The 21,377-nt window shown below is 71.7% G+C and carries 24 protein-coding genes; 5 read left to right on the top strand and 19 right to left on the bottom strand.

Annotated elements, in window-relative coordinates; translation table 11 throughout:
- Window positions 1-24: 24 nt before the first annotated feature.
- The 3 genes from rlmB to sugE all read left to right on the top strand — a co-directional run bounded on the left by rlmB (window position 25) and on the right by sugE (window position 1,519).
- Window positions 25-786 carry a 23S rRNA (guanosine(2251)-2'-O)-methyltransferase RlmB gene (gene rlmB / locus LUTJ29_RS0111930; protein ID WP_027072712.1) on the top strand — a complete coding sequence of 254 codons (762 nt, stop codon included), beginning with the start codon at window positions 25-27 and terminating at the stop codon, window positions 784-786.
- A 24-nt stretch (window positions 787-810) separates the two neighbouring features.
- The gene (locus LUTJ29_RS0111935) at window positions 811-1,068 is read left to right on the top strand and encodes a hypothetical protein (RefSeq protein WP_027072713.1); all 258 of its coding nucleotides are present in this window, start codon (window positions 811-813) and stop codon (window positions 1,066-1,068) included.
- Window positions 1,069-1,195: 127 nt separating this feature from the next.
- Entirely contained in the window at window positions 1,196-1,519 is a 324-nt protein-coding gene (gene sugE, locus LUTJ29_RS0111940; protein ID WP_027072714.1) for a quaternary ammonium compound efflux SMR transporter SugE, read from the top strand.
- 27 nt (window positions 1,520-1,546) lie between these two features.
- Here the strand turns inward: sugE and LUTJ29_RS18695 are convergent, their stop codons facing one another.
- From LUTJ29_RS18695 to pstS (LUTJ29_RS0112000), 11 genes are all read right to left on the bottom strand, one after another.
- The gene (locus LUTJ29_RS18695) at window positions 1,547-2,557 is read right to left on the bottom strand and encodes a hypothetical protein (RefSeq protein ID WP_156911572.1); all 1,011 of its coding nucleotides are present in this window, start codon (window positions 2,555-2,557) and stop codon (window positions 1,547-1,549) included.
- A 239-nt stretch (window positions 2,558-2,796) separates the two neighbouring features.
- On the bottom strand, window positions 2,797-3,432 hold the full coding sequence (gene rnt, locus LUTJ29_RS0111955; protein WP_027072716.1) for a ribonuclease T: 636 nt from the start codon (window positions 3,430-3,432) through the stop codon (window positions 2,797-2,799).
- 107 nt (window positions 3,433-3,539) lie between these two features.
- Window positions 3,540-4,328 (bottom strand): DUF2063 domain-containing protein, encoded by a 789-nt coding sequence (locus LUTJ29_RS0111960; RefSeq protein WP_027072717.1) that lies wholly within the window; start codon window positions 4,326-4,328, stop codon window positions 3,540-3,542.
- Window positions 4,321-5,190, bottom strand: coding sequence for a DUF692 domain-containing protein (locus LUTJ29_RS0111965; protein ID WP_043741338.1), 870 nt, complete (start codon window positions 5,188-5,190; stop codon window positions 4,321-4,323). Before LUTJ29_RS0111965 ends, LUTJ29_RS0111960 begins: the two co-directional genes overlap by 8 nt.
- Window positions 5,191-5,210: 20 nt before the next feature.
- On the bottom strand, window positions 5,211-5,633 hold the full coding sequence (locus tag LUTJ29_RS0111970; RefSeq protein ID WP_027072719.1) for an EF-hand domain-containing protein: 423 nt from the start codon (window positions 5,631-5,633) through the stop codon (window positions 5,211-5,213).
- Between the two features lie 105 nt (window positions 5,634-5,738).
- Entirely contained in the window at window positions 5,739-6,470 is a 732-nt protein-coding gene (gene phoU, locus LUTJ29_RS0111975) for a phosphate signaling complex protein PhoU (protein ID WP_027072720.1), read from the bottom strand.
- A 52-nt stretch (window positions 6,471-6,522) separates the two neighbouring features.
- Window positions 6,523-7,278 carry a phosphate ABC transporter ATP-binding protein PstB gene (gene pstB / locus LUTJ29_RS0111980; RefSeq protein ID WP_232221210.1) on the bottom strand — a complete coding sequence of 252 codons (756 nt, stop codon included), beginning with the start codon at window positions 7,276-7,278 and terminating at the stop codon, window positions 6,523-6,525.
- Window positions 7,279-7,372: 94 nt separating this feature from the next.
- Window positions 7,373-8,257, bottom strand: a complete 885-nt coding sequence (gene pstA, locus LUTJ29_RS0111985) for a phosphate ABC transporter permease PstA (protein WP_043741249.1) — start codon at window positions 8,255-8,257, stop codon at window positions 7,373-7,375.
- A complete protein-coding gene (pstC, locus tag LUTJ29_RS0111990; protein ID WP_027072723.1) occupies window positions 8,257-9,234 on the bottom strand; it encodes a phosphate ABC transporter permease subunit PstC in 978 nt (325 codons plus the stop codon). The genes pstA and pstC overlap by 1 nt, the downstream gene beginning before the upstream one ends.
- 69 nt (window positions 9,235-9,303) lie before the next feature.
- Window positions 9,304-10,365, bottom strand: a complete 1,062-nt coding sequence (gene pstS / locus LUTJ29_RS0111995) for a phosphate ABC transporter substrate-binding protein PstS (protein ID WP_027072724.1) — start codon at window positions 10,363-10,365, stop codon at window positions 9,304-9,306.
- A 168-nt stretch (window positions 10,366-10,533) separates the two neighbouring features.
- Entirely contained in the window at window positions 10,534-11,553 is a 1,020-nt protein-coding gene (gene pstS / locus LUTJ29_RS0112000; protein ID WP_027072725.1) for a phosphate ABC transporter substrate-binding protein PstS, read from the bottom strand.
- Window positions 11,554-11,803: 250 nt separating this feature from the next.
- On the opposite strand from pstS (LUTJ29_RS0112000), the gene LUTJ29_RS0112005 reads away from it, so the two are divergent.
- On the top strand, window positions 11,804-13,105 hold the full coding sequence (locus LUTJ29_RS0112005; protein ID WP_051322966.1) for a porin: 1,302 nt from the start codon (window positions 11,804-11,806) through the stop codon (window positions 13,103-13,105).
- 24 nt (window positions 13,106-13,129) lie between these two features.
- Here LUTJ29_RS0112005 and LUTJ29_RS18165 read toward each other — a convergent pair whose 3' ends face one another.
- The 8 genes from LUTJ29_RS18165 to LUTJ29_RS0112045 all read right to left on the bottom strand — a co-directional run bounded on the left by LUTJ29_RS18165 (window position 13,130) and on the right by LUTJ29_RS0112045 (window position 20,436).
- On the bottom strand, window positions 13,130-14,158 hold the full coding sequence (locus LUTJ29_RS18165; RefSeq protein WP_051322967.1) for a hypothetical protein: 1,029 nt from the start codon (window positions 14,156-14,158) through the stop codon (window positions 13,130-13,132).
- Window positions 14,155-15,144, bottom strand: a complete 990-nt coding sequence (gene nadE, locus LUTJ29_RS17305; protein WP_043741252.1) for an NAD(+) synthase — start codon at window positions 15,142-15,144, stop codon at window positions 14,155-14,157. Before nadE ends, LUTJ29_RS18165 begins: the two co-directional genes overlap by 4 nt.
- Window positions 15,144-16,052 carry a peptide chain release factor N(5)-glutamine methyltransferase gene (prmC, locus tag LUTJ29_RS0112020; protein WP_027072727.1) on the bottom strand — a complete coding sequence of 303 codons (909 nt, stop codon included), beginning with the start codon at window positions 16,050-16,052 and terminating at the stop codon, window positions 15,144-15,146. Before prmC ends, nadE begins: the two co-directional genes overlap by 1 nt.
- Complete coding sequence (locus LUTJ29_RS0112025; protein WP_027072728.1) at window positions 16,049-16,306, bottom strand: acyl carrier protein; 258 nt, start codon at window positions 16,304-16,306, stop codon at window positions 16,049-16,051. Before LUTJ29_RS0112025 ends, prmC begins: the two co-directional genes overlap by 4 nt.
- A gap of 3 nt (window positions 16,307-16,309) precedes the next feature.
- The gene (gene asnB, locus LUTJ29_RS17310) at window positions 16,310-18,280 is read right to left on the bottom strand and encodes an asparagine synthase (glutamine-hydrolyzing) (RefSeq protein WP_051322968.1); all 1,971 of its coding nucleotides are present in this window, start codon (window positions 18,278-18,280) and stop codon (window positions 16,310-16,312) included.
- Between the two features lie 273 nt (window positions 18,281-18,553).
- Entirely contained in the window at window positions 18,554-19,273 is a 720-nt protein-coding gene (gene nth / locus LUTJ29_RS0112035) for an endonuclease III (RefSeq protein WP_051322969.1), read from the bottom strand.
- The gene (locus LUTJ29_RS0112040) at window positions 19,270-19,647 is read right to left on the bottom strand and encodes a hypothetical protein (RefSeq protein WP_051322970.1); all 378 of its coding nucleotides are present in this window, start codon (window positions 19,645-19,647) and stop codon (window positions 19,270-19,272) included. The genes nth and LUTJ29_RS0112040 overlap by 4 nt, the downstream gene beginning before the upstream one ends.
- Window positions 19,648-19,653: 6 nt before the next feature.
- Window positions 19,654-20,436, bottom strand: a complete 783-nt coding sequence (locus tag LUTJ29_RS0112045; RefSeq protein ID WP_027072731.1) for an enoyl-CoA hydratase-related protein — start codon at window positions 20,434-20,436, stop codon at window positions 19,654-19,656.
- Window positions 20,437-20,631: 195 nt separating this feature from the next.
- Here LUTJ29_RS0112045 and LUTJ29_RS0112050 point away from each other — a divergent pair, with 195 nt between their 5' ends.
- Window positions 20,632-21,345 (top strand): FKBP-type peptidyl-prolyl cis-trans isomerase N-terminal domain-containing protein, encoded by a 714-nt coding sequence (locus LUTJ29_RS0112050; RefSeq protein WP_027072732.1) that lies wholly within the window; start codon window positions 20,632-20,634, stop codon window positions 21,343-21,345.
- Window positions 21,346-21,377: the final 32 nt, after the last annotated feature.

Here is a 21,377-nt window from a genome sequence, read left to right on the forward strand (position 1 = left end):
CGCCCCCACCGGAATTCCCCCAGCATGTCCAGGCAGAACCAGTGGATCGTCGGCATCAACGCGGTCTGGGCCGCGGTCGAGCACGATGCCGGGAACGTGCGCGAGGTGCTGCTGGAGGCCGGCGCCAGGAACCCGCGCCTGGCCGAGATCGAGCAGCAGGCGCGGCGCCGCGACATTGACGTGCGACGGGTGGCGCAGCAGGCGCTCGACGGCGTGGCCGGCGGCGTGCGCCACCAGGGCGTGGCCGCGCGCTACGCCGCGGCCCGGACCTGGGAGGAGGGCGACCTGCCCGGCCTGGTGGAACAGGCAGGCGGCCGGGCGCTGCTGCTGGTGCTCGACGGGGTCCAGGATCCGCACAACCTCGGCGCCTGCCTGCGCAGCGCAGCCGCCGCCGGCGCGACCGCGGTCGTGATCCCCAAGGACAAGTCGGCCCAGGTCACCGCCACCGTGCGCAAAACCTCGGCCGGTGCCGCCGACCGCATCCCGGTGGTGCGGGCGACCAACCTGGCGCGCACGCTGTCGGGGCTGCAGAAGCTGGGCGTGTGGATCTACGGGCTGGCCGGCGACGCCGGGGCCCCGCTGTACGCGCTCGACCTGCGCGGCAACGTCGCCCTGGTACTGGGCGGCGAGGCCGATGGCCTGCGCCGGCTGACCCGCGAGCACTGCGACGAGCTGGTGTCGATCCCGATGCCCGGCCAGGAAACTTCCCCGGGCGTGGAGAGTCTCAACGTTTCGGTGGCGGCGGGCGTGGCCCTGTTCGAGGCGGTGCGCCAGCGCGCCGGTTGATGGACCGGCAGGACGGAGGACGCGATGGCGATGCTGGACACGCTGCAGTGGCAGGACTGGTTGGGGCTGGCCGGCGCCTGCCTGATGCTCCTCTCGCTGTTCCTGCACTCGTTCGCGCGCGGCCAGGCCGGCGGTCGCTGGCGCGCACTGCTGGGCCTGGCCGGCGCCGCCGCCCTGCTGCCGGCGGCGTGGCTGGCGTTCCGCGCGCCGCTGTTCTTCCTGCTGGTGGGCTGGGTGCTGGTGTGCACCTATCGCCTGGTCCGCGGATCGGCGGCCGACTGAGCACGCAGTGTCCCGGGGGCGTCGCCCGGGGCGCCGCCCCCCGCATGCGATGATATGCGCGCACGGGGACGACCCCGCGCCGCGCGCATCCACGGGGACGACCCCATCGACCGATGGAGGTCATCGCATGTCCTGGTTCATCCTCGTCCTGGCCGGCCTGTTCGAGATCGGCTGGGCGATCGGGCTCAAGTACACCGAGGGGTTCACCCGTCTGTGGCCCACGCTGGGCACCGCCGGGGCGATGGCGGTCAGCCTGTTCCTGCTCGGGATCGCGATGAAGTCGCTGCCGGTGGGCACCGCGTACGCGGTCTGGGTGGGCGTGGGCGCGGTGGGCACGGCGATCCTGGGCATCGTGCTGTTTGGCGAGCCGGCGAACCTGGGCCGGGTGCTGAGCCTGGCGCTGATCGTGGCCGGCATCATCGGTCTCAAGCTGGCCTCGTCCCCGGGCTGAGCCCGGGGACGGAGCGCGGGACGGCCATCAATCGCCGTCGCCGCGGTGGTCGCGCTTGCCCTGCTGGATGCGGTCGCGGGTGCTGGCGCTGCCCTGGATCGCCGGGATGCGCGATTCGGCGGCATGCAGGTCCTGGGCGCGGCGCGCGGCTTCGTCCGACTGGTAGCCCGGTTGGCCGACGGCCGGCGCCGCGCCGTTGGCCAGTGCCTGCCAAGGTCTGGGTGCGGCGTCCTGCGCCTGCTTGGCCTCGAGCAGGGCATGGGTTTGCGCCAGCGCCTGCTCCGGGGTGATGTGGCCCTTGCGCACGGGTTTGCCGCGTGTGGCCGTGCCGTTCATTGCCGGCGTCTTCGACGCGGTCTTCGCGCCCCGCTTCTTCGCGGCCGATGTCGCCGCCGTCTTCGCAGCGGATTTCCTCGTGGTCGCCTTCCTGGTGGAGGAGGTGCTTGCGGCAGCCCATCCGGTCGCGGACTTGCGTGTGGTGGAGCGTTTTGCCGACGCGGCCGCATTCTTCGTGGCGGCCCTTGCCGTGGTGTTCTTTCCCGCCGCGGCCTTCTTCGCAGTGCTCTTCCTCGTAGCCGTCTTCTTTGTCGTGGCCTTCTTCGTCGCGGTCTTCTTCGTCGCGGCCGTCTTCGTCGCGGCCTTCGCAGCGCTCTTGCGGCCGCGGCCGGTGGAGGCCTTCCCCGCCGTCTTGCCGGTGGCGCCTGCGCCGGCCTTCTCCGCGGACGCGTCGGCGCGTTCGACCTGCTTCAGCCGCTGCTCGAAGCGGCGCAGGATGTCGGCCAGCAGTTCCGCCTTGTCCCGGCTGCGCCGGTTGGCCAGGCCACTATCGCCGCGCTTGCTGCCGGTGCGGGCGCGCGAGGCCAAGGCGTGCTTCTGCACCAGGTCGCGGGCGCGGTCCCGGGCGGTGCGGGCACGCCGGATGCGCGCGCCCAGCGCGCGTGCGTCGAGCTGGCGCAGGCCGTTGATGCGGCTGTCGTCGTAGAGCGCCATTTCCCCCTGGTTGAGCAGCTGGGTGGCCTGGGCACGGGTGATGGGCATGCGGCTTCTCCTCGGGTGGGATGCCGCCAGTGGAGCACGGGCGATGTTTAGCCCGAGTCCAGAGGGGGGCAGCCGGACGTTGCGATGCCGACCGGCGCCGCGGGCTCTCCCACCCAGCCCTCTTGCACGGGCGGGAAGTGGCGCCGCCGACGTCCGCGCTGCGCCAGCCAAGGTGGCGCGTGCGGGTCGGCAGGGCGAACGACGGAGGACGCTGCGCGCGAGGTGCGGAAGCCCGGGGGTCAGCGAAGCGGCGGCGTCGGCCAGGCGTTGACGATGGTGCAGAACAGCTTGGCCGTCATCTCGGCGTCGTACAGCGCCGAATGCGCGTCTTCCCCGCTCCATTGGAAGCCGGCCGCCTGGACCGCGCGCGCCAGCACGGTCTGGCCGTAGGCGACGCCGGCCAGCGTCACCGTGTCGAACACGCTGAAGGGGTGGAACGGATTGCGCTTGTGCCCGGTGCGCGCGACGGCGGCGTTCAGGAAGTTCAGGTCGAAATGGGCGTTGTGGCCGACCAGGATCGCGCGCTGGCAGCCGTGCTTGCGCACCGCGGTGCGCACGGTGGCGAACACGTGGTCCAGCGCGTCCTTCTCCTGCTTGGCGAAGCGGAAGGGATGGTCGAGGTCGATGCCGGTGACCTCCAGCGACTGCGGATCGATCGCAGTGCCCGGCGCGGGCTCGACATGGGTGCTGGCCGGCTCGCCAGGCACCAGCGTGCCGCTGTCGTCCACGTCGATCGGGACCACGGCGATCTCGAGCAGGGCGTGGCGGTTCCAGTCGAATCCCCCCGTCTCCACGTCGACGACCACGGGAAGGTATCCGCGGAAGCGGCGGGTGAGCAGGGTGGCGCCGGTTGCCGGCGGAGCAGCGGATTGCATGCGCAAAGCCTAGCAGAGCCGCTGCGCCGGCGGTTCGCATCGATCCGCGCGATGCCGGATCGCGTGCCGGAGCGGGGCCGCGGTGCGGGACGCGCAGTCGCCTCGCGTCACGCCTGCCTGGCGCGGATCCCGGCCAGCGTGCCCTCGTCGAGCATCCGCACGAGCATGGCGCTGCCTTCCGGCAGCAGCGCCTCGGCTTCCGCACCGGCTTCGGACGCCAGCGCACGCAGTACCGCACGACCGCTGTCGCGGGCCGGGGCAAGGCGCTCGAGCAGGCGGAATGCGAGCGGCGAGAGGCTGGCGAATCGCACCTGGCCATCGCGATCGCGCCGCACCAGCAGCAGGGTCGGCTCGTCGGGAGGCATCCGTGGCTGGTAGCCGGGCGCGATGCGGTGCACGGGCCAGCGGTAGGCCAGCGCCCACGCCTGGGGCGAGACCACCGGGACACCGTCGAGCAGCGCCCCGGCCCTGTCCGCGTGGTCCTGCAGCGGATCGATGGCGCAGGGCGGCTGCGCATCCGAGATCTGCAGCGCCAGCTCGACCCATTCGTAGTGCGCCAGCTCCGGCAGCCAGGCCGGCAGGTCCGGGTCCTGCCCGGCCTGCTGCTCCAGCCAGCGCTGGAACTCGCGCCCGATTTCGGTGAACAGTGGCGTGTGGCAGCGGTGCCCCGCGAAGAAGCGCCGCACCAGGGATGCCCAGGTATCGTCGCCGAGCGTCCTTCGGATCACGGGGAAGTTGCCGGACAGGAGGCGGCGGATGTTGTTGTGCAGCAGCTCGCGGTAGATCGCGAGGCGGCGGTCCTCGATGCCGCCGGGCGGCGGCACCGCGGCCGGGTCGCGCAGGTGCCGGGCCAGCGCCATCTGCTGCGCGCGCAGCGCGGCCGGCGCCTCAGCCACGCGCGGTCTCCGCGGTCGCGCCGGCCTCGCGCTGGACCGAGCGGATCCGTTCGATCTCGCCCAGCAGTTCCGCGAACGGCGGGAAATTGAAGTCGCGCTCGAGCAGGGTCGGACGCAGGCCGTGCACCCGGTAGGCGTCGGCCAGCAGGTCCCAGACATCGGGCCGGACCTCGGCGCCGTGGGTGTCCACCTTCAGGTCGGGCGCCTCGTCGTGGTGGCCGGCGACGTGGTAGCAGGCGATCCGCTCCGACGGCATGCGGCGCAGGAACGCGCGCGCGTCGTAGCGGTGGTTCACCGCGTTGACGTGGATGTTGTTGACGTCGAGCAGCAGGTCGCAGTCCGCGCGTTCGAGCACGGCAGTGATGAAGCCGGCTTCGTCCAGCGCGTGCGCACCCTGCACGGGAAGCGCGGCGTAGTAGCTGACGTTCTCGACCGCGATCCGGCGCCCGAGGATGTCCTGCACCCGGCGGATGCGCCCGGCCACGTACTCCACCGCCTCTTCGGTGAACGGCAGCGGCAGCAGGTCGTAGAGATGGCCGTCGTCGCTGCACCAGCTCAGGTGCTCGCTGTACAGCGCGACCCGGTGGCGGTCGAGGAAGCGGCCGATCCTGGCGACGAAGGTCTCGTCCAGCGGAGACGGGCCGCCGAGCGAGAGCGAGAGGCCATGGCAGGTGACCGGGTGGCGCTCGGCCAGGACCTCGAACGCGGCGCCGAGGCCGCCGCCGACGCCGATCCAGTTCTCCGGGGCGCATTCGAGGAAATCGAATGCGCCGTCGGCGGCCGCCTGCAGCGCGGGCAGCAGCCCGCGCCGCAGGCCAAGCCCGGCGGCGTGCTCCGGCAGCGCACGGACGGCGGGGGTCATGGGGCCGGAGGTACCGAAGGTCAGGCGGCGCCGCCGCACTTGCCCTCGCCGCACTTGCCTTCCATGTCGGCCTTGCCGGCGGCGGCCTTGTGCGCATCGTGCTCGGCCTGGTCGATGAAGCCGTCGCCATTGGCGTCGATCGAGGCGAACTTGTCGCCCTCGCCCGGATGCACGGCGTCGAACTCGGCGCGGGAGATCCGGCCGTCGCCGTCGGCATCGGCCTTGGCGAGCCCGCACCGACCTTCGCCGGCCTTCTCGCCCTTGTCGGCGCCGCAATTGCCTTCCGATGCATGCGCGTGGCCGGTGGCGGCCTCCTGGGCGCCGAGCAGGTAGCCCTGGGCGAGGGGGGTGACGGCGAAGGCGGAACCGGACAGCAGCAGGCCGCCGGCCAGGGCGGTCCCGATCGCGACGGCAACGGGCTTCTTGCTGGGGTGGTGGGTCATGTGTGGACTCCTGATGGGTGGGCGGGGCGCCAGGCGTGGGGGAGGGGGGAGCGCATGGCGGCGCGCGCCGGGCGGCAGTATCCACGACCGGGGATTAACGACAGGTCAGCGCGTCCGATGCTGCAACGCAGTATCAGGGGCGACGCTGGTGGCGTCCCGCTTTTCGCGCGGCGGCAGGCTGTCCTCGCCGTGGACCAGGAACCAGACGTTCTCGGCGATGTTGGTGGCGTGGTCGCCGATGCGCTCGAGGTTCTTGGCCATGAACAGCAGGTGGGTGCACGGCGTGATCGCGCGCGCATCTTCCATCATGTAGGTCAGGAGTTCGCGGAACAGCCCGGTGTAGAACGTGTCGACCTCGGCGTCGGAATCACGCACGCGCTGTGCGGCGTCGGCGTCGTTGGCGGCGTAGGCATCCAGCACCTCGCGCAGCTGGCGCAACACCAGCTGGCCGAGGGCGTTGAGCCCGCGCGTGTGCGGCAGCGGCGGCGCGGTGTTGAGCGCGGTCGAGCGCTTGGCCATGTTGGCGGCGTAGTCGCCGATGCGTTCGATGTCCGCCGCGATCCGCAACGCGGCCAGGATCCCGCGCAGGTCGCGGGCCAGCGGCCCGCGCAGGGCGAGCTTCATCACGTCGTGGCTGACCTCGGCCTCGAGCGCGTCGATCGCTTCGTCGTTGGCGACGATGCGCGCGGCCGCGGCGTCGTCGCGGCGGTCGACCGCTTCGAGCGCGGCCTCGAGCTGGGCGGAGGCCATCCGGCCCATGCGTAGCAGCTCGCCGCTGAGCCGCTGGCTCTCTTCGTCGTAGCTGCGGACGATGTGGTCGTGGGGTTGGGTACTCATGGTCGCGGGGTCCGGTGCTGGGCGGCCGGGGCGGGGCGGGACGCGGCCCGCCTCACCCGAAGCGGCCGGTGATGTAGTCCTCGGTCTGCTGCTTCGAGGGATTGGAGAAGATCGTCTCCGTGGGGCCGTGCTCGACCAGATCGCCCAGGTACATGAAGGCGGTGAAGTCGGACACGCGCGCGGCCTGCTGCATGTTGTGGGTGACGATGACGATGGTGTAGTCGCGCTTGAGCTCCTCGATCAGCTGTTCGATGCGGCTGGTCGAGATGGGGTCGAGCGCCGAGGTCGGTTCGTCCAGCAGCAGCACTTCCGGGCGCAGCGCGACCGCGCGCGCGATGCACAGGCGCTGCTGCTGCCCGCCGGACAGGCCGAGCGCCGACCGGCCGAGCTTGTCCTTGACCTCGTCCCACAGCGCGCCCTGGCGCAGCGCCTGCTCGACCCGCTCGTCGAGCTGCGCCTTCGACAGCTTTTCGTGGTGGCGGATGGCGTAGGCGATGTTCTCGTAGATGGTCATCGGGAACGGCACCGGCTTCTGGAACACCATCCCGACCTTGCTGCGCAGCCGGTTCATCGGGTATTTCGGCGAGAGGATGTCCTCGCCGTCGAGCAGGATCGATCCGTTGGCCTCCTGCTTCGGGTACAGCGCGTAGATCCGGTTGAACACCCGCAACAGGGTCGACTTGCCGCAGCCGGAGGGGCCGATCAGGGCGGTGACCCGCTTCTCGGGGATGTCCAGGTGGATGTTCCTGAGCGCGTGGAAGCTGCCGTAGTGGAAGTCCAGGCCCTGGACCGAGATCTTGGTCGGCATGGGCGCCAGGGCGCCGCGCGGATGCGTGGCGACGTTGATGCGCTGGTGCGCGACCACCGTGTGGATGTCGTTCATGGACGGGTCCAGGGAGAGGTCAGTCATGGGAGATCCTGTTGCGCAGCAGGAGCGCGCGTGCGGACAGGCTGACCAGCAGCACGAAGGCGGTCAGCACGAAGGCGCCGGCCCAGGCGAGCTGCTGCCAGGATTCGTAGGGGCTGCCGGCGTACTGGTACATCACCACCGGCACGCTGGCCATCGGCTGCAGGATGTTGCTGTTCCAGTACTGGTTGCCGAAGGCGGTGAACAGCAGTGGCGCGGTTTCGCCGGAGATGCGCGCCAGCGACAGCAGGATGCCGGTGACGATGCCCGCCGAGGCGCTGCGGTAGAGCACCTGGACGATCACCTTCCACTGCGGCACGCCCAGCGACAGCGCGGCCTCGCGCATCTGCACCGGTACCAGCTGCAGCATCTCGTCGGTGGTGCGCACCACCACCGGCAGCACGATGAAGGCCAGTGCGATCGCGCCGGCCAGGGCCGAGAAGCGGCCGCCGGTCTGCATCACGACCAGGGTGTAGACGAACAGGCCGAGAACGATCGACGGCGCCGAGAGCAGGATGTCGTTGACGAACCGGACCACCATCCCGGCCTTGCGCGCGCGGCCGTACTCCGACAGCCAGGTGCCGGCGGCCACGCCCAGCGGCGTACCGATGGCGATCGCCAGCGCGCACATCACCGCGCTGCCGAAGAAGGCGTTGAGCAGGCCGCCTTCCTGCATCGGCGGCGGGGTCATCCGGGTGAACAGGGCCCAGTTGATGCCGCCGATGGCCTTGCTGGCCAGGGTCCACAGGATCCAGCCGAGGAAGAACAGGCCGAAGGCGGCGGTCAGCACCGCCAGGACGATGGCCACGGCGTTGCGGAGCCGGCGGCGGGCGTGGAGGCGGGCGGCCACCGCCTGGGCGCGGGCGCTGGTCGAAACCATCAGTTGCCCTCCCGGCGCGAGATCCGCATCAGCATCAGGCGGGCGACCGCCAGCACCACGAAGGTCACCAGGAACAGCACGAAACCGAGCAGCAACAGGGCCGAGCGGTAGGTGTCGGTGGCCTCGGCGAAGTCGTTGGCGATCAGGGCCGCGATCGTGGTGCCCGGCTCCAGCAGCGACGGCGTCAGTCGCACCGAGTTGCCGACCACGAACGCCACGGCCATGGTTTCGCCCAGGGCGCGGCCCAGGCCCAGGAAGATGCCGCCGATCACCGCCGAGCGGGTGTAGGGCACCACGATGTCCCAGCTCACTTCCCACCTGGTGGAGCCCAGCGCGTAGGCCGATTCCTTCAGCCGCGCGGGCACGGTCAGGAACACCTCGCGCATCACCGAGGAGATGAACGGGATCACCATGATCGCGAGCACCAGGCCCGCGGTGAGCATGCCGATGCCCAGCGGCGGACCGCGGAACAGCACGCCCAGGCCGGGGATCGTGCCCAGATGGTCGTTGAGCCACGGGGTCACGTGCGTGGTCATCACCGGGACCAGCACGAACAGGCCCCACATGCCGTAGATGATCGAGGGAATGCCGGCCAGCAGTTCGATCGCGGTGCCCACCGGCCCGCGCATCCAGCGCGGGGCGACCTCGGTCAGGAAGAAGGCGATGCCGAAGCTCACCGGCACCGCGATCAGCATCGCGATGACCGCGGTGACCAGGGTGCCGTAGATCGGCACCAGGGCGCCGTAGCGATCCTCCACCGGATTCCATTCGGCCGAGAGGAAGAAACGCCAGCCCTGGGAGGCCAGCGCCTCGCGGCCGCCCCAGAGCATCGACAGCGCGGCGCTGGCCAGTGCCAGCAACACGAACACCACGGTGCCGGCGAGCAGCCAGCGGAACAGCCGGTCGTTGCGCGCGTCGCGCAGGTCGCGGCTGCGTGCCTGCGAGGGCGGGGGAGCGGGAATGGGAATGGCGCTCATCGGGGATCCGTCACCAGTGGATGCAGCCGCGCGCGGGCCGGTACCGGCCCGCGCGGGGCGGGGGGCGCGTCATTCGAACTCGGCCGCCCAGTAGGCTTCGATCTGCTCCACCAGCGGGTCGGGCAGCGGCACGTAGTGCAGTTCGCTGGCCTGCGCCTTGCCGTGTTCGAAGGCCCAGCGGAAGAAGTCGAGCGCCGCCTTGCTGCGCGCCGGATCCTTCGGCCGCTTGTGCATGAGCATGAAGTTGGTGGCGGTGATCGGCCAGGCTTCGTCGCCGGGGGCGTTGGTGATCACCAGGTCGAAGTCACTGGCGCTGGCCCAGTCGGCCGTCGCCGCCGCCGCGGCGAAGCTGTGTTCGCCCGGCTGGACGAAGTGGCCGGCGGCGTTGCGCAGCGAGGCGTAGGGCATGTCGTTCTGCAGTGCGTAGGCCAGCTCGACGTAGCCGATCGCGCCCTTGATCTGGCGCACGTAGGACGCCACGCCTTCATTGCCCTTGCCGCCCACGCCGGTGGGCCACTGCAGCGAGGTGCCTTCGCCGATCCGCTGCTTCCACTCCGCACTGACCTTGGAGAGGTAGTTGGAGAAGTTGAACGTGGTGCCCGAGCCGTCGGAGCGGTGGACCACGCTGATCTTCACCTCCGGCAGCGGCGTGCCCGGGTTGAGGGCGCCGATGCGGGGATCGTTCCAGGTGGCGATGTCGCCCATGAAGATCCGGGCGAGCACCTCGCCGGTGAGCCGCAACTGCCCCGGCTCCAGGCCGTCGAGGTTGACCACCGGCACCACGCCGCCGATCGCCGAGGGGAACTGGCCCAGCCCCGCCTCGGCCAGCTCCGCGCTGGACAGCGGCTTGTCGCTGGAGCCGAAGTCGACCGTGCCGGCCTTGATCTGGGCGATGCCGCCGCCCGATCCGATCGACTGGTAGTTGACGCGCGCGCCGGTGGCCGCGTTGTAGTCGGCCGACCACTTCGAGACCAGCGGATAGATGAACGAGGCGCCGGCCCCGGAAATCCCGGTGCCGGGCTGGTCGCCGGCGTCCGCGGTCGCGGGGGTGTCGGCCCTTGGCGAGCATGCGGTCGCGAACAGCGCGACCGTCAGGGCCAGGGCGCCCAGGGGGGCGAAGCGGACTTGCATGGAGGTCTCCGTCGTGGGGCCGTGGTGGCGGGATGGCGCCATGAAATGATGTTTTTGTTACCGCCGTATGACACCCGGAGCCCGCGCGCCCGGAACGGCGCCAGGAAAACGGGCCCCCGAAGGGGCCCGCGCCAGGGATCTCCGGGGAGGGAGAGAGGAACCGTCGGTTCACCAGGGCAGTGCGTCGCGCCAGTACGCCTCGACCTGGTGCACCAGGGTGTCGGGCAGCGGCACGTAGCCGAGCGCGCGGGCCTGGGCGTCGCCGTTGGCGTAGACCCAGCGGAAGAACTCGCGCGCGTTGCGCGCGCCTTCCACGTTCCGCGGCTGCTTCTTCATCAGGATGAAGTTGGTCGCGGTGATCGGCCAGGCGTTCTCGCCGGGCGCGTTGGTCATCACCAGGTGGAAGTCGCGGGTGGAGGCCCAGTCCGCGCTCGCGGCCGCGGCCGAGAAGGTCTCGTCGCTCGGGTTGACGAAATTGCCGGCCGCGTTCTTCAGGCGCGAGTACGCCAGCCGGTTCTGCAGCGCGTAGGACAGCTCGACATAGCCGATGCTGCCGCGGATCTGCTTGACGTAGGCGGCCACGCCTTCGTTGCCCTTGCCGCCGATGCCCACCGGCCACGCGACCGAGGTGCCCTCGCCGACGGCCTCCTTCCAGGCCGGGCTGACCTTGGACAGGTAGTTGGTGAAGTTGAAGCTGGTGCCCGAGCCGTCGGAACGGTGGACCACGGTGATCTTCGCGTCCGGCAGCGGGATGCCGCCGTTGAGGGCGACGATGGCCGGATCGTTCCAGTGGGTGATCCGGCCGAGGAAGATGTCGGCCAGGGTCGCGCCGTCGAGCTTCATCGCCCCGGCACGCACGCCTTCGAGGTTGACGATCGGGACCACGCCGCCGATCACCGACGGGAACTGGGCGAGGCCGGACTTCTCCAGTTCCTCCGGCGGCAGCGGCTTGTCGCTGGAGCCGAAGTCGACGGTGCCGGCCTTGATCTGGGCGATCCCGCCGCCGGAGCCGATCGACTGGTAGTTGACCTGCTTGCCGGTGGCCTGGCGGTAGTCGGCCGACCAGCGCGCGATGGCCGGGTAGACGAACGAGGCGCCGGCGCCGGTGGCGTCGTTCGCGCGGGCGGTGGTGATGCCGGCGGCGGACAGCACGAGGGCGGCAACCGTGGTCTTGGCTAGGATGTGCATGGGGCTCCTGGGTGCGTTGCGCGGGACCATCCCGCTCCGGGCGCCATTGCACGAGCGCCAGGTGACCGTCGCGTGGCAGCCAGGTGACGCACGCATGACGGTGGCGCGCTCCACGACTGTCATCGAATCGTCATGCGGCCGCCCCATCCTCTGTCGCGACCGCGGGCGCCGCCCCGTGCGTGACGCGGCAGGGCCGCGGCTGCATGGCGGCTCCGCGCCCGCCCCGACCCTCCCATGACAGGAACCCCGCATGCGCCACACGATCCTCGCCACCGCGCTCGCCACCGTGCTCGGCACCACCAGCCTGGCCGCCGCGGCGCAAACCCCGCAGGAACGCGAAGTCGCTGAACTCAAGGCCCAGATCGCCGCGCTGGCGGCCAAGGTCGAGGAGCTGGAGACGCGCACCGACGCCCAGTCGGACATCAACATCGCCACCCGGGAAAACCTCGACCAGCTGTCGGCGGCCACGCCGACGGTGTCGACCAAGGGTGGCATCAAGGTCACCTCCGCCGACAGGAAGTTCGAGGCCTCGCTCGGCGGCCGCATCCACCTCGACGCCTACGCCTTCGACCGCGACCAGGCCGACGTCACCGGCACCAGCGAGTTCCGGCGCGCGCGCCTGACCCTGCAGGGCAAGGCGCTCGGCTGGGACTACAAGCTGGAGAACGACTTCGCCGCGGGCGGCGGGCTCGAGGGGTTCCGCGACGTCTACATCGCGCGGTCCGCGCTGGGCGGCAAGGTCACCATCGGCCACTTCAAGCCGTACCGGTCGATGGAGGAGCTCACCAGCTCGAACGAGATCCTGATGATGGAGCGTCCGTTCGCCAGCGCCACCGGCCTGTTCAGCGGCCGCCAGTTCCAGCAGGGCGTCGGCTACCTGCGCGGCGGCGGGCGCTACACCGCGGGCTTCAGCGTGTTCAACCTCCGCGGCGCCAGCGGCCCGCGCAACGAAGGCATGGGCTACGCCGGCCGCGTGACCTTCGCCCCGGTGAACGACGGGGACAACACCCTGCACTTCGGCGCCTGGGGCAGCCACGAGAACGCCAACAAGGGCTCGGCCGACCTGCGCGCCTCTGCCGGCTACGCCGGCCGCCGCGGCCCCTCGCAGACCATCGCCACCGTCACCGGGGCCAGCGGCGACGACGTCACGGCCTGGGGCGTCGAGGCCGCCGGTGCGTTCGGGCCGCTGTTCTTCCAGGGCGAGTACGCCAACGCCAGCTTCGGCCAGCCGCTGGGCCCGGACCAGGACGTTACCGCGTGGTACCTGCAGGGCAGCTGGCACCTCAACGGCGGGCACAAGCCGTACAAGGCGGGTACCGGCGTGTTCGGCTCGGCGCCGGTGGCCGACCGCGGCCTGTGGGAACTGACCGCGCGCTACGACTCGATCGAGAACCGCGACGTCGCCGGCCTGGAGGTGAGCAGCTGGATCCTGGGCATGAACTACTACGTCAACCCGAACCTGCGCTTCATGTTCAACTACACCCGTGGCGACAACGGCCTGACCGGCGATGAGACCGGCCAGTACGCGGTGCGCGCGCAGTTCGCCTGGTAAGCGTCGCGGCGGCCGCGCCGGTCGTTATTCGTCCTCGTCGAACGAGGTGAACCGCACCGCCCGCGCGGCCTGCTCCGGGTCGCGCCAGCGGGCGTAGATCGGGCGCCGCTGCCGTTCGCGGAACCCGGCGCGAAGCAGCGCCGAGCGTTCCTCGTCCGGCAGGCAGCATTCCACCAGCAGCGACCGCCCGCCCCGGGCGGTCGCCTCGCGCGCCAGGGTCGCGACGCAGTGGGCCACCGGGGCGCCCGGGGCGAAGCCGAAATCGGCGATGTGCAGCACGTCGCCGTCGCGGCGGCATACGAACCAGGCCATGGGCTGCGCGTCGGGTGCGCGGCGCAGGTACAGGAAGCGGAAGGCGGCCAGCGGGTTGTGGGCGAAGCGCCATTCGAGCGCGGCCCTGTCGCGCACGCCTTCGAGCATGCCCGGCCGCGGCCAGCGCGGGTGCACCAGGTCCAGGGGCCCTTCGCTCCATTGCGCGTGCAGGGCGCCGCGGTGCAGGTTGCGCAGCCGGTCGCGCAGCGCGAACGCGGTGTCGATGGCGCGCCCGAGCAGGGTCGCGAGCGGCCGGGGCAGGCGGCGTTCGAGGTAGGGCGCGTGGCGCAGGGCGCGGACGTAGAGCACCATGTCGCCGAGGTGCACGTAGCCGAGCCGCTTCACCACCGGCACCGCATTGGCGTTGGGGAACCCGTACACCAGGTCGCCCTCGGCCAGCGCACGGTCGCTCGCCGCGCGCTGCAGCTGCATGGCCGGGCCCAGGGTGCGGTGGCCGGGCAGCACCGCCATGTCCGCGAGCAGCCCGCCGCGCAGCGTGCGCGCGCCCGCGCGCATGCGGCGCCAGCCCACGCCCGCGGTGCCCAGGATCTCGTGGCCGGTCCCGGGTCGCAGCACCTGCAGGTGCGCGCCCTCGGGCGCGGCCCGGTAGAACCACTCCAGCTTCGCCGCCCGGCCGGCGCCATCGCGCAGGCTGGCGCGCCAGACCCCCACCGCCGCGTCGCCGTCGCGGGCGAGGTCGGCTTCCTCCACGCGGTAGCCGCCGTGCGCCTGCGCGCTCATGTGGCCGCGTCCACCGAAGGCACCGTGCCCAGCAGCAGCGGGCGCAGGTGCAGCGGCCGCGTGGTGCGGCGCTTGCGCGCGATGTCCTCGTACACCGCCGCGGCCTGGACCGGGGTGATGTCGAGCGCCTTCGCCAGTTCGCCGGCTTCGACCCCGTGCTCGAGTGCCCACAGCGCCAGGTCCATCGAGCGATAGGGCAGGGCGAAGTAGAACTCGTCCTGGCCCTGCTCGAGACTGTAGGTGTCGGTGGTCGGCTGCGCCTCGCACAGGCGGTCGGGCAGGCCGAGGTGGCGGGCCATGCCGTAGACCTGGGTCTTGTACAGGTGCGCGATCGGCTTGACGTCGGCCGAGCCGTCGCCGTTCTTGACGAAGAAGCCCTGGTCGTATTCCAGCCGGTTGGGCGTGCCGACGACCGCGTAGTGGAGGCGGTCGGCATGGAAGTACTCGATCGTCTTGCGCAGCCGCTGCTTGTAGCTGGTGGCGGCGACGATGGTGAGGTACTCGTGCAGGCGCAGCTCGCGCTCGTGCATGGCGCCGTCGGGCGAGCGCGCGACCAGGCGGAAGCGGTTGATCGCGCCCTCGCTGCCGCCGGAGATCGCCAGCTTCATCTTCCAGCGGTCGTCGTACTCCGGAAGCACGGTGCGCACCGCCGCGTCGCGCGCGGCATAGGCACCGATGGCCTCGAGCGCCGGGGCGATGTCGAACGTCTGCGGTTCGACGCCCAGGTGCGATGCCAGCAGGTTCGCGCGCGCGGCGCTGTCGGGGTCCGAATCATGCTCGGGCAGGATCAGCAGGTGCACCCTGCCGGGCCCGAACGCGCGCACCGCGAGCGCCGCGCAGACCGAGCTGTCGATGCCGCCGGAGATCGCCACCACCACGCCGCGCCGGCGCAGCCGCGTGGCCACGGCTTCGCGCAGGCCGGCGCAGATCCGCTCGGCCTCCCGGCCGTAGTCGATGTCGAGCACGCTCCATTCCAGTCCGCCCATCAGGTGCCTCCGTTGTCCGCGCGGCGCCGGGCGAGCACCGCCCGCACGACGCCGTGGCCGTCGCTGCATTCGCGCACGTCGTCCCAGGCCGGATCGTTGCGCAGCCGCCGCGCCATCGTCGTGCCCTGGCCGGTGCCGACCTCGAACGCCAACCAGCCGCCCACGCGCAGCAGGGGCGGGGCCTCGTGCATCAGCCGGGTCAGGATCGACACGCCGAGCGTGCCGCCGTCGAAGGCCAGGCGCGGTTCGTGGCCGGAGATCTCCGGGTCCATCGCCGCCACCTTGCCGCTGCTGATGTAGGGCGGGTTGCACACCACCAGGTCGACGCCGCCGTGGAACTGCGGCGAGTCGAACGGCGCCAGCAGGTCGCCGGCGCGGAAGCGCACGCGTTGCTCCAGCCCCAGCATCGCGGCATTGCGGCGGGCCAGGCCGACCGCTTCCTCGCTCAGGTCCGCGCCGTGCACCTCGAGCCCCTCCACGTGGTGCGCAAGCGCGAGGGCAAGGTTGCCCGATCCGGTGCAGACGTCGACGGCCACGCGTGCGCCCGTGGCAAGCGCGAGGTCGATCGCGGCGCGTCCCAGCAGTTCGGTTTCGGCGCGCGGAATCAGCGCCTCCGGGCCCGCGGCCAGCTCCAGGCCCATGAAGTGCTGGCGGCCGGTAATGTGGGCGAGCGGCACCCCGGCCAGGCGCTGCGCCACAAGCGCGTCGAGGCGCTCCAGTGCGGCCGCGTCCAGCCCGGGCAGCGCGTCCGAGGCCCCGGCGGCGACCGCCGAGCGCGGCTGGCCGGCCGCGGTCCACGCCAGCGCCAGCAGCGTGTTCTCGGGCGACTCCTCCGGCTTGTCGGGATTGGGGTGCCAGGCCCGGCGCAGCCGCTCGAGCCTGGTGGCGTACGCGTCCTCCGGGGTCATGCGGACTTCGAGCGCATGACGAACGAGACCATCCGGTCCACCGAGTCGAAGTTCTCCGGGATGATCGCGGCGTCCTGCACCTTCATCGCGAAGTTCTCCTCCATCAGCAGCACCAGCTCGAGCACGCCGGTCGAGTCGATGATGCCCATCTCCAGCAGCGACGCATCGTCGGGCAGGCGCGACGGATCGTCGGTGAACATCATGTTCTCCAGGATGTGGCCGCGGATCTTCTCGCGGATGGCCTGCTCGGTCATGGGTTACTCCGTTCCAGTGGCGCGTAGTTCGGGCGCCGTCGCGTCGCGGCGGCGGATGAAAGTGTCGTGCAGCAGCATCGTCGAGAGAATGCCGACGAAGGCCTGGTTGTCGCCGAAGCCGGTGGCGCCTCCGCGCCGGCACTTCTCCAGCAACATCCCGACCCGGGCCGGATCGAACAGGCCGGCGTCGCGGATGCGTCCGGGCGACAGCAGCTCGGCCACGTAGTCGGCCGGTCGCCCGTGCTCGAAGAAGCTGCTCGCGTCCGGCGCGCGGTAGGGCTGCTTGGTGCGGCGCGCGATCTCGGGCGGCAGCAGCGGCTCCAGCGCCCTGCGCAGGATGTGCTTCTCGGTCAGGCCGCGCAGCTTCCAGTGCGGCGGCAGGCGGTTGGCGAATTCGATGACCCGGTGGTCGAGGAACGGGAACCGACCCTCGATCGAGTTGGCCATCGCCACGCGGTCGCCCTGCGAGGACAGCAGGTAGCCGGCCATCAGCGATTTCGCCTCGAGGTACTGGTCGCGTGCGAGCGGCGCCCAACGCGACGCCTGCGGCGGCAGCCGACCTTCCTGGAACGCGAGCGGATCGAACGCCGCGGCACGCGCCTGCAGCTCCGGGGCGAGGAAGGCGAGCGCCCGGCCCGACGTCGTCCACCGCGGCACGTGCGAGAACACGGGCCGGTCGATGTGCTCCAGGCCCTGGGCGAAGAACGCGCGGGCGAAGCCCGGCGTGCCGACCGGGGAATTGGCCAGGTAGCCGTACAGCCGGCCGAGCAGCAGGTGGCGCCAGGCCGAGTCCGGCTGGCGCGCCCAGAACCGGCGTACCTTGGCTTCCTTGAACAGGTCGTAGCCCGCGAACACCTCGTCGGCGCCTTCGCCGGTCAGCACGACCTTGTAGCCGCTGCGGCGCACTTCGCCCGAGAGCAGCATCAGCGGCACGGGCGCCGTGCGCAGCACCGGCGCCTCGGTGTGGCGGACCAGCGCGGGGAACGCGTCGGCGATGTCGCGGCGGGTGCAGTGCAAGGTGGTGTGCGCGGTGCCCAGGTGGCGGACCATGGCCTGCTGCTGCTCGCGCTCGTCGAACTCGGCGTCGTCGAAGGTGACCGAGAAGGTGCGCACCGACGCGATGCCGGCCTGGCGCGCGAGCGCCACGATGCCGGAGGAATCCAGTCCGCCGCTGAGGTAGGCGCCCACCGGCACGTCGGCGCGCAGCTGCAGGCGCACCGCATCGAGCAGCAGCCCGCGCAGGTCCTCGACCGCCTCGTCGAACGAGGCGAACGGCGCGGCGGCACCCGCGTCGGGGAAATCCCAGTCCCAGTAGCGGGTGAGGATTTCGCGGCCGTCGGCCTCGAGCGCCAGCAGGTGCCCGGGCGGCAGGCTGCGCACGCCCTCGAACAGCGTGTCGGGGTCGGACGGTCCCCAGAAGGTGAAGGCCTGGACCAGTCCGTCCGGGTCCAGGCGCGCGCATTCGGGCAGCGCGGCGAGCAGTGCCTTCACCTCGGAGGCGAACCAGAGCCTGCCGCGCGCACGCACGTGGTACAGCGGGCGGATGCCGGCGCGGTCGCGGGCGAGGACGAGGCGCCGGCGCCGCGCGTCCCAGAGCGCGATCGCGAACTGGCCGTTGAGGCGTTCCACGAACCGGTCGCCGTCGCGGTGGTAGAGGTGGACGATCACCTCGGTGTCGGAACTGGTGCGGAACGTGTAGCCGTCGCGTTCGAGCTCCCGGCGCAGCTCGAGGAAGTTGAAGATCTCGCCGTTGAAGACCGTCCAGACCGACCCGCTGCCGTCGTGCAGCGGCTGCTGGCCGGTGGCCAGGTCGATGATCGACAGCCGGGCGTGGGCCAGGCCGACGCCGGGGGAGAGGTGGACGCCGTGCGCATCCGGGCCACGGTGGTGGAGCGTGGCGATCATCCGCTCCAGGTCGAGGCGATCCTCCGGGGTCGGCGCGACGCCGCCTGCGAAACCGGCCAGCCCGCACATGCGTCAGTCGCTCCCCGCCGTGGACGGTGCGCCGGTGCGCGCGGTCGCCGCCGGCGCGCATCGTGGCAGGTGCGGAATGGCTGGCGGCGTCATGGCTGGCGTCGGCATCTTCGGATCGTGGCTCGGCGGAGACCGGCGACGTCCGTGCCGTGTCCGGGGCGCGAATGCCCCGCCTTCCCCCCGTCCACATGAACGCATTCGGGCGTCGATGCCGGACAGGCCGGCCTGCGCGGGAGATCGATGCGGGGCGCTGGCGCGGCCGCGGTGGCGGGGTCAGTCGCGACCGGGATCCGGCGGGGTCTTGTCCGGATACCGGCACAGGTCGCGGATGATGCACTTCGGGCAGTCCGGCCGGCGTGCCTTGCAGACGTAGCGCCCGTGCAGGATCAGCCAGTGGTGCGCCCCCAGCAGGAACTCCCCGGGCACCACCCGCATCAGCCCGTCCTCGACCTCGCGCACGTCCTTGCCCGGAGCCAGTCCGGTGCGGTTGGCGACCCGGAAGATGTGGGTGTCGACCGCGATCGTGCCTTCTCCGAACACGGTGTTGAGCACCACGTTGGCGGTCTTGCGCCCGACGCCCGGAAGCGCTTCGAGTTCCTCGCGCGTGCGCGGGACCTCGCCGCCATGCTTCTCCAGCAGGATCCGGCACAGCGCGATCACGTTCTTCGCCTTGGCGTTGAACAGGCCGATCGTCGAGATGTAGCGCTTGAGGCCTTCCTCGCCCAGGTCGAGGATCGCCTGCGGCGTGTTGGCCACCGGAAACAGGCGCCGCGTGGCCTTGTTCACCCCCACGTCGGTGGCCTGTGCCGAGAGCACGACGGCGACCAGCAGTTCGAAGGGGGTGCTGTATTCGAGCTCGGTGGTGGGTGCCGGATCGATCTCGGCCAGGCGCGAGAACAGCGCGTGGACCTCGGCCGGCGACAGCCGGCTGCGTCGCCGGCCGGTGCCCCGCGCCTTGCGCGCGCGCACCGTGGACGATCGCGCCGCGCTCATGGGCGCCCGGCGCGGGCCCTGGCGCGGGCGAGGGCAGCCGCGGCAGCCGCGGGCAGCGCTGGACGGGGGCTGGCGGCGGGACCGGCCGGCGTCGCCGCCCGACGCTTGGCCTCGCGTTCGGCGGCACGGCGGGCCAGGCGCGCGGCGCGGGCCCGGTAACGCTCGCGTGCGTCCCACGCGGCCTGCAGCCGCTGCCGGGTGCGGGCGACGAGGGCCTGGTCGTCCGGGGGCAGGATGCCGGTGGCGCCTGCGTCCAGCGCCATCAGCCCGGCGTCGAGCGCGGCGTCCAGGTCGTCCGCGCGCAGCAGGGCCGCGATCCGCGACGGATCCGGCCTGTCGATGTCGTTGCTGGAATGGCCGCCCGGGTCCCGCATGCGGTCTCAGCGCCCGTGGAACACCGGCTTGCGCTTCTCGAGGAAGGCCCGGGTGCCCTCGCGCATGTCCTCGCTCGCGAACACCAGGCCGAACTGGGTGGCCTCGTAGTCGAGCCCTTCCTCGATGGCGCATTCGCCGCCGGCCAGGATGCAGTCCAGGATGCCGCGCAAGGCCAGCGGCGCGGCTGCGGCCAGGCGGCGGGCCAGTGCCATGGTCTCGGCCTCGAGCTCGGCGGCCGGGACGACGCGGTTGACCAGTCCCAGCTGCAGCGCGCGCGCCGCGTCGACGGGCTCGCCGGTCAGGCAAAGTTCCAGGGCCGCGGCGCGGCCGGCCAGGCGCAGCAGGCGCTGGGTGCCGCCGAAGCCGGGCACCAGGCCCAGGCCGATCTCGGGCTGGCCCATGCGGGCGGTGTCGGCGGCGATGCGCAGGTGGCAGCTCATGGCCAGTTCCAGTCCGCCTCCCAGGGCGTAGCCGTTGACCATCGCGATGACCGGCTTGGGCAGGCGCTCCAGCCGTCGCATCATCCGCTGCCCGCGCAGGGCGAAATCGCGGCCCTCGGCCGGGGTCAGGCCGGACATCTCACTGATGTCCGCACCGGCCACGAAGGCCTTGGGGCCGGCGCCGGTGAGCACCACGACCCGCACGGCGGGATCGGCCGCGGCCGCGTCGGCGGCGGCGTGGAGGGCGTCGATGGTGGCCGAGTCCAGGGCGTTCAGGCGCTCCGGGCGGTGCACGGTGATCACCCGGATGGCGTCATGGTCGTCGATGCGCAGGCAGGCGTCGCTCATGTGAAGAAGGCTGGAAGGTGGTCGAAGGGCACGGGGACGGGAACTTGTCGCGCGCCTCCGGGTCACAGGGAGGCGTCAGTGGCGGTTAAGCCCCCCGGCCGCTATCCTAGCGCGTCCTGCAGGGGGCGGCTCGACCGCCCCGTGTCGTGTCTGGGCCGAGTGCCGGCCGAACGTACCCCTCTGGAGAGTGACCGAATGAAATTGCGTTTGCTTGCCGCCTCGCTCGCGGCAATGACCCTGGTTTCCGCCGCGGCTTCCGCGCAGGACACGTCGTCCGAGAGGGGGAAGCTGAGCTACGCCATCGGCTTCAACACCGGTGTCGAACTGGCCGAACTGGCGGCGCGCGGTGAGCAGGTCGACGTGAACACCGTGATCAAGGCCATCCAGGACGCCTACGCCAAGAAGCAGCCCGCCGTGCCGGTCGAGGAACTCAAGACCGCGGTCGAGAACATGCAGCGCCGCCAGCAGGCCAAGCTCGAGGCCGAGTTCGCCAAGCTGGCGAGCGAGAACAAGGCGCAGAGCGATGCGTTCCTGGCCCAGAACCGGTCCAAGGAAGGCGTGCGCACCCTGCCGGGCAGCACTGTGCAGTACCGCGTGATCGAGGCCGGCAGCGGCGCCAAGCCGACCCAGAACAGCGACGTGGTGCTCAACTACCGCGGCACGCTGCCCGACGGCACGGTGTTCGTCGATACCTCGCAGGCGCCGGAAGGCCAGCAGGCCGGGCCGGTGACGCTGAAGGTGAGCCAGATCCCGCTGGCGGGCCTGCGCGAGGCGCTGCTGCAGATGCCGACCGGTGCGCGCTGGGAAGTGGTGCTGCCGGGCGACAAGGCCTACGGCACCGACATGCGCGCCGGCCGCATGGCGAACCAGGCGGTCGTGTTCGACGTCAAGCTGGTCAGCATCAAGTAGTTCGCCGCGGGCCACCGGCCCACGGCGCGTCG

This window comes from Luteimonas sp. J29 (genome assembly GCF_000472505.1).
Classification (GTDB): domain Bacteria; phylum Pseudomonadota; class Gammaproteobacteria; order Xanthomonadales; family Xanthomonadaceae; genus Luteimonas.

Coding starts and splice junctions, on each gene's coding strand:
- LUTJ29_RS0112045 (WP_027072731.1), bottom strand. CDS start 20,436: ATGAGCGACGCCTGCCTGCGCATCGACGACCATGACGCCATCCGGGTG.
- rnt (WP_027072716.1), bottom strand. CDS start 3,432: ATGCAATCCGCTGCTCCGCCGGCAACCGGCGCCACCCTGCTCACCCGC.
- LUTJ29_RS0112005 (WP_051322966.1), top strand. CDS start 11,804: ATGCGCCACACGATCCTCGCCACCGCGCTCGCCACCGTGCTCGGCACC.
- LUTJ29_RS0111965 (WP_043741338.1), bottom strand. CDS start 5,190: ATGACCCCCGCCGTCCGTGCGCTGCCGGAGCACGCCGCCGGGCTTGGC.
- LUTJ29_RS0112050 (WP_027072732.1), top strand. CDS start 20,632: ATGAAATTGCGTTTGCTTGCCGCCTCGCTCGCGGCAATGACCCTGGTT.
- LUTJ29_RS0111970 (WP_027072719.1), bottom strand. CDS start 5,633: ATGACCCACCACCCCAGCAAGAAGCCCGTTGCCGTCGCGATCGGGACC.
- rlmB (WP_027072712.1), top strand. CDS start 25: ATGTCCAGGCAGAACCAGTGGATCGTCGGCATCAACGCGGTCTGGGCC.
- pstA (WP_043741249.1), bottom strand. CDS start 8,257: ATGGTTTCGACCAGCGCCCGCGCCCAGGCGGTGGCCGCCCGCCTCCAC.
- nadE (WP_043741252.1), bottom strand. CDS start 15,144: ATGGGCGGACTGGAATGGAGCGTGCTCGACATCGACTACGGCCGGGAG.
- LUTJ29_RS0111935 (WP_027072713.1), top strand. CDS start 811: ATGGCGATGCTGGACACGCTGCAGTGGCAGGACTGGTTGGGGCTGGCC.
- sugE (WP_027072714.1), top strand. CDS start 1,196: ATGTCCTGGTTCATCCTCGTCCTGGCCGGCCTGTTCGAGATCGGCTGG.
- LUTJ29_RS18695 (WP_156911572.1), bottom strand. CDS start 2,557: ATGCCCATCACCCGTGCCCAGGCCACCCAGCTGCTCAACCAGGGGGAA.
- pstC (WP_027072723.1), bottom strand. CDS start 9,234: ATGAGCGCCATTCCCATTCCCGCTCCCCCGCCCTCGCAGGCACGCAGC.
- prmC (WP_027072727.1), bottom strand. CDS start 16,052: ATGACCCCGGAGGACGCGTACGCCACCAGGCTCGAGCGGCTGCGCCGG.
- asnB (WP_051322968.1), bottom strand. CDS start 18,280: ATGTGCGGGCTGGCCGGTTTCGCAGGCGGCGTCGCGCCGACCCCGGAG.
- LUTJ29_RS0112025 (WP_027072728.1), bottom strand. CDS start 16,306: ATGACCGAGCAGGCCATCCGCGAGAAGATCCGCGGCCACATCCTGGAG.
- phoU (WP_027072720.1), bottom strand. CDS start 6,470: ATGAGTACCCAACCCCACGACCACATCGTCCGCAGCTACGACGAAGAG.
- LUTJ29_RS0112040 (WP_051322970.1), bottom strand. CDS start 19,647: ATGCGGGACCCGGGCGGCCATTCCAGCAACGACATCGACAGGCCGGAT.
- pstS (WP_027072725.1), bottom strand. CDS start 11,553: ATGCACATCCTAGCCAAGACCACGGTTGCCGCCCTCGTGCTGTCCGCC.
- nth (WP_051322969.1), bottom strand. CDS start 19,273: ATGAGCGCGGCGCGATCGTCCACGGTGCGCGCGCGCAAGGCGCGGGGC.
- LUTJ29_RS18165 (WP_051322967.1), bottom strand. CDS start 14,158: ATGAGCGCGCAGGCGCACGGCGGCTACCGCGTGGAGGAAGCCGACCTC.
- pstS (WP_027072724.1), bottom strand. CDS start 10,365: ATGCAAGTCCGCTTCGCCCCCCTGGGCGCCCTGGCCCTGACGGTCGCG.
- pstB (WP_232221210.1), bottom strand. CDS start 7,278: ATGCCGACCAAGATCTCGGTCCAGGGCCTGGACTTCCACTACGGCAGC.